Annotated in this window: 4 protein-coding genes; 2 read left to right on the top strand and 2 right to left on the bottom strand. The window is 54.4% G+C overall.

Annotation, left to right across the window (positions count from 1 at the left end; translation table 11 throughout):
• Positions 1-157: 157 nt before the first annotated feature.
• Complete coding sequence (locus B2R48_RS11650) at positions 158-1399, bottom strand: LL-diaminopimelate aminotransferase (RefSeq protein WP_213472776.1); 1242 nt, start codon at positions 1397-1399, stop codon at positions 158-160.
• A 320-nt stretch (positions 1400-1719) separates the two neighbouring features.
• The gene (locus B2R48_RS11645; RefSeq protein WP_297000516.1) at positions 1720-2985 is read right to left on the bottom strand and encodes an OmpA family protein; all 1266 of its coding nucleotides are present in this window, start codon (positions 2983-2985) and stop codon (positions 1720-1722) included.
• Positions 2986-3307: 322 nt separating this feature from the next.
• Here B2R48_RS11645 and B2R48_RS11640 point away from each other — a divergent pair, with 322 nt between their 5' ends.
• Positions 3308-5110: a PHA/PHB synthase family protein gene (locus B2R48_RS11640; RefSeq protein WP_062955307.1), complete on the top strand. Its 1803-nt coding sequence runs from the start codon at positions 3308-3310 to the stop codon at positions 5108-5110.
• Positions 5111-5223: 113 nt separating this feature from the next.
• On the top strand, positions 5224-5663 hold a 440-nt coding region (locus tag B2R48_RS11635; protein WP_297000510.1), incomplete at its 3' end, for an NAD(P)-dependent oxidoreductase.

The following is a 5663-nucleotide window of genomic DNA, read 5'->3' as shown; positions in this document are numbered from 1 at the left end:
AGGCCTGCCACACCGATTTTGACGACGTCTTTCACGATAACTCCTTGTCGCGTGGTTGCATTTTTGGTTTCACCCGTGACCAAAAAAGATCACAGAGCCCTGATAGCAGAACGCCCGGGACATGTCCCGGGCGAAACACAGAATGCTTTATGAGATATCAGACGGATTTCTTCAACAGTTCACGTGCAGATTCTGCATCGGGGCACTTCGCAAAGAACTGTTTGATGTTGCGGTTGGCCTGACGGATGCGGTGCTTGTTTTCGACAAGCGCAATACGCACATGGCGATCGCCATATTCCCCAAAGCCAAGACCCGGTGCCACCGCAACGCCTGCTTCCTGCAAAAGCAGTTTGGAAAAATCAAGTGACCCAAGCTCGGCAAAGGCATCGGGGATCGGCGCCCAGGCAAACATCGTTGCCGCAGGGCTTGGAATTTCCCAACCCGCACTTTGCGCCCCTTCGATAAAGATATCGCGGCGTTCACGATACAGGTTGCGGAACTCCTCAACGCAGTCCTGCGGACCATTAAGGGCAGCGGTTGCGGCCACCTGAACCGGGGTAAATGCGCCATAATCCAAATAGGATTTAATGCGGGTCAGCGCATTGATCAGCTTCTTGTTGCCCGTCGCAAACCCGATACGCCAGCCCGCCATCGAATAGGTTTTCGACAACGAATAGAATTCAACGGCGATATCCTTTGCCCCCTTGCATTGCAAGATCGAGGGCGGCGGGTTGCCATCAAAATAGATCTCGGAATAGGCAATATCTGACAGAACATAGATTTCATGCTTGCGGCAGAAATCGACAACTTCCTGATAAAATGCCAGATCGACAACAAGGGCCGTCGGGTTGGCCGGGAAGTTCAGCACCACCGCACTTGGTTTCGGGACCGAATGTTTCACCGCGCGATGGAGCTGCTCCATAAAGCTTTCGGTATTGAACGTGCCCTGATCATCATGGCCAATCGGAATATGGCGCAGTGCTGCGCCTGCAATGATGAAACCAAAAGCATGGATCGGATAAGACGGGTTGGGCACCAAAAAGATATCACCGGGGCTTGTGATCGCCGCAGCAAGGTTTGCCAAACCTTCCTTCGAACCAAGTGTGACCACAGTTTCGGTTTCGGGATCAATATCCACACCAAAGCGACGGTCGTAATAGGCCGCCAGTGCCTTGCGCAGGCCGGGAATACCACGCGACATCGAATAGCCGTGGGTGCGTGGGTTCTGGACCGTCTCAACCAGCTTGTCGACGATATGCTGCGGTGTGGCCGGGTCCGGGTTGCCCATGCCGAAATCGATAATGTCCTCCCCCGCTCGACGTGCTGCCGCCTTCATCGCATTTACTTCTGCGAATACATAAGGCGGAAGACGTTTTATGCGGTGGAACTCCTGAGACATTATCCTGTTTCCTCGTCAAATTACCGAAATTCGAATTTTATGCGAAAAGCATATCATCGATTTCTCGAAAGTTGCGTTTAGGCCCCATATTTGGGCCATGAGTAGCGTACAATTCGAAGGATGTACCGTTTCTTGAAATCCGACACAACGAATTAATGCGCGGAAAATACGCATAAACGCGATTTGCGGCATGGTCAGGACGGATTGAGGGCACAAACCCGACCATTTTCGCGCAGCCCCGGCCAGAAACACAAAAAACGCGGAAGGATTTCTCCCTCCGCGTTTTGCTGTTGCGCTCTGAAAATATCTGATCGGCGCGATCAGTAATCCAGGTAAATTTCCACACGGCGGTTGCCCGCCTCACCGGCCGGAACACCTTCGTAATAGCGCGGATCGGCAGAACCATCTGCACCTACAAAGATCGCATCCGGGCTGACACCAAGCGACAGCAGGCGCGATACCACCGCCGCAGCCCGGCCTTCGGATACGCGACGGTTTACCGCCATGTGCTGTTCAAGCGACATATTGCCGGTACGCATAGATGCATGACCAATCACACGGATAAAGCCGCTGGTCTGCTGCCAGGTCGCTGCCACCTGTTCAAGCACGTTGTAATCGGAACCACCAAGCTTGGTCGAACCATGTCCGAACTGGATCTGGGCGATTTGAACTTCATTGACCGCCGGGCCGACCTGATCAATTGAACGCACACCAAGGCGCGCTGCCAGTGCATCATTGGTCGCGGTCATGTCAACCGATACGGAGTCGCCGTACATCGGCTCCGAACCACCAAACTGGCTTTCATCGACAATCACCGAACCATTGTCGGAATACATCGAGTAATCAAATTGCTCTGCAGCTGCCGGTTCGTTGGCGAAGACACCCTGCCCTTCGGCAAGGCGGCGCTGATACTGATCCATTACCGGATCGCTGCCAGATGATCCGGGCATCCCAGCATTGGCCGCCTGTGCGGCTTCATAGGCAGCAAGCTGTTGCTGACGTGCTTCATCCTCTGACAATGCAGCACTCGGCGCTGCCGGTGCGGCTTCTGGCGTTGGAACCGGGCCGCTGACCGGCGCCTTGGCGTTCCATTCGTCCGCAATCGAAGAGCCGCTTGGTGCCGAGGTCACAGCACTGGTGGTGGCCGCGGCTGTCGCCGCAGTACCGGCATCTGCCATGGAGCTGCTCGTAACTGGCGTTGTCGGTGCCGGGTTGATGGCCGGCTCTGACGCCGGTGCTTCCGGCGCGCTCTGCAATGCGTTTACCGGTGGGCTGCTTTGACGGCGACCGCTCTGGGTATATTGTGCGTTCTGCCGATCAGCTGCCAGACCGGCAACCAGCGCATCACGTTCTGCATCACCGGTTACAACCGGTTTGGCCGGGGTGTCTGCAAGGCTTGGGTATTCGCCGTCTTCGCCGGGAATGGCCTCGTCGGATTTGACGGCGGCTTCTTCATCGTCACCATCAAACATGTCACCGACGGATTTGCCCCACTCGACCGGATTAACCGCATCCGGAACAGAAGAACATGCGCCAAGTGCCAGCACCACCGCCAACGCAGAACCCGTCTGCAGCAGTCCCCGCAACTTCCCCCTTGCAGTCTCCTGCCACGACCCCTGCGCAGTCGTCGATTTCAGAACGCCCATTTGTTTTCGCTGCTCCAAATTCAGTTGGACGACGTTTGCTGCAAACATGTTCCGCAAAAACGTCACCTTATAATTCTTGTACTACCCCTAAACGACGCGCTAGGCTAAGGCCATGATAAGCTTGGGATCAAGCAAAGTTTCAACCCGGAGCGTCAATCAGATGCCCGTAGCATAGAACGTTAAAAGTCTTGCGATATCGCAAAGACGTTAAAACGTTCCGAAGTTACGAGGTACCTGCGGCGGTATCATAAGGGAATGCCCCATGAGCGATCAACAGGCCATCGAAACTGAAAACAATCACCCGGATCCCGAAAAACTCTCTGCAGCAATGGCTGAAATCGCCGAAAGAAGTCAACGACTTGTCTCGGAATTCCTTGCAAAACAGGCAGAAGACCCGGAAATTTCGGACCCGGATCCACTCAATATCGGCTCTGCCTTTGCCGAATTGACCAGCCACATGATGCAAAACCCGGCCAAGCTGGTCGAAGCGCAGATGGAACTCTGGCAGCAATATTATACGCTGTGGCACAACACGACCTTGCGTATGTTTGGCGAAGAAGCCGAACCCGTTGCCTCCCCCCAAAAGGGTGATCGTCGTTTCCGTGACGAGGCATGGGAAAACAATGAACTGTTTGATTTCATCAAGCAGTCATATTTGCTGTCCTCGCAGTGGATGCAAAATGTTGTCCATGATGTTGATGGCCTGGATGACAAAACCGCCCAGAAAGTCGAATTCTATACCCGCCAGTTCGTCGATGCGATTTCGCCGACAAACTTCCTGATGACCAATCCGGAAGTGTTGCGCACCACGATTGAGTCTGGTGGCGAGAACCTGCTTAAAGGTCTGCAAAACCTTCTGGACGACCTTGAGCGCGGCAAGGGAAAACTTCAAATCCGCATGACAGACCTTGATGCCTTCAAGGTCGGCGAAAACGTTGCCACCACCGAAGGATCGGTGATCGGCAAGACCCCGCTGATGGAGCTTTTGCAATACAAGCCCAGCACGGACAAGGTCGCCAAGCGCCCGCTGATGATCGTGCCGCCATGGATCAACAAATACTACATTCTTGATCTGCGCCCGGAAAACTCCTTCATCAAATGGGCCGTTGATCAGGGCCACACGGTGTTTGTCCTGTCCTGGGTCAACCCCGACAGCGAACTTGCCGAAAAATCGTTTGAAGACTACGCCAAGGACGGCGTTCTTGCGGCACTCGACATGATCGAACAGGCCACGGGCGAGAAAGAAGTCAATGCCATCGGCTATTGCCTTGGTGGCACCCTTCTGTCCTCAACTCTGGCTTACATGGCGAAAACCGGGGATGACCGGGTCAAATCCGCGACTTTCCTGACCACGTTGACCGACTTTGAAAAGTCGGGCGAGCTGTCGGTCTTTGTTGATGACGAACAGATCAAAAGCCTTGAAAACAAGATGTCCAAAGAGGGCTACCTTGATGGGCGCGATATGTCGATGTCGTTTAACATGCTGCGCGCCAATGACCTGATCTGGTCATTTGTCGTGTCCAACTACATGCTGGGCAAGGATCCCTTCCCGTTTGATTTGCTGTACTGGAATTCCGATTCCACGCGCATGCCCAAAGCCATGCACAGTTTTTATCTGCGCAACATGTATAACAAGAATCTGCTGCGTGAACCGGGCGGCATTACATTGTTTGGCGAACCGATTGACCTGCGCGACATCAAGATCCCGGTCTATTTCCTGTCCACCCGCGAAGACCATATCGCACCGTGGCAGGCAACCTATGCTGGCACCCAGCTGATGTCGGGACAGGTAAAGTTCGTGCTCTCGGCATCCGGTCACATTGCCGGTGTGGTCAACCCGCCCGCGGCCAATAAATATTGCTATTGGACCTATAACCGCAATCCGGCCAATCCAGAAGACTGGATGGCGAAGGCCGTCCAGCATGACGGTTCCTGGTGGACCGACTGGCAAAACTGGGTCAGCCGCCGTGCTGGCGGCAAGGTCGATGCCCGCAAACCGGGCGATGGCAAGCTTGAAGTGCTTGGCCCGGCACCGGGCGAATATGTCAAAGTCAGACTCAGTTGATTTGTGACGCGTAATTCATTCTAATGCGGCCTGCCATCATATGGCAGGCCGTTTTCTTTTATCAAAAACAAGTAATTCCCGGCCCAAACGGGAATGCCAGGGGACAAATCAAGATGACACAGACAATCGGTTTTCTCGGTGCGGGCCGCATGGCTGCTGCAATGATCAAACGCCTGCTTTCAAAGGGCTATGAGATAAAAGTCTGGAACAGAAACCAGGCCAAGATCGAACCGCTTGCCGCCCTCGGTGCCACCGGGTGCAGCACCCCGGCCGCAGCAGCGCAAAATTGCGACATCGTCATTTCCTTTATGGCTGATGACAGCGCGTCCGAAGCTGTGTGGCTGGGTGATAACGGCGCACTTGCTGCAATGGGCAAGGGTGCGCTTGCGATTGAATGTTCCACCCTTTCGCACGCCTTTGTCTTGGATCTGGCCCAAAAGATCGAGGCTGCCGGTTGCCGATATATCGACGCACCCGTTACAGGCGTCCCCGCCGATGTCGAAGCAGGCAACACTGTGTTCTTGATTGGTGCCGAAACCAGTGATCTGGAACG

Origin of the sequence: Thalassospira sp. UBA848, assembly GCF_002295455.1 — a bacterium.
Lineage (GTDB): Bacteria > Pseudomonadota > Alphaproteobacteria > Rhodospirillales > Thalassospiraceae > Thalassospira.
Note: the sequence above shows the minus strand (reverse complement) of the source record. Positions and strands in the feature narration are given on the sequence as shown.

Bases quoted from the DNA above. Each gene is read 5' to 3' on its own strand.
- B2R48_RS11650 (WP_213472776.1), bottom strand. From the start codon at position 1,399: ATGTCTCAGGAGTTCCACCGCATAAAACGTCTTCCGCCTTATGTATTC.
- B2R48_RS11640 (WP_062955307.1), top strand. From the start codon at position 3,308: ATGAGCGATCAACAGGCCATCGAAACTGAAAACAATCACCCGGATCCC.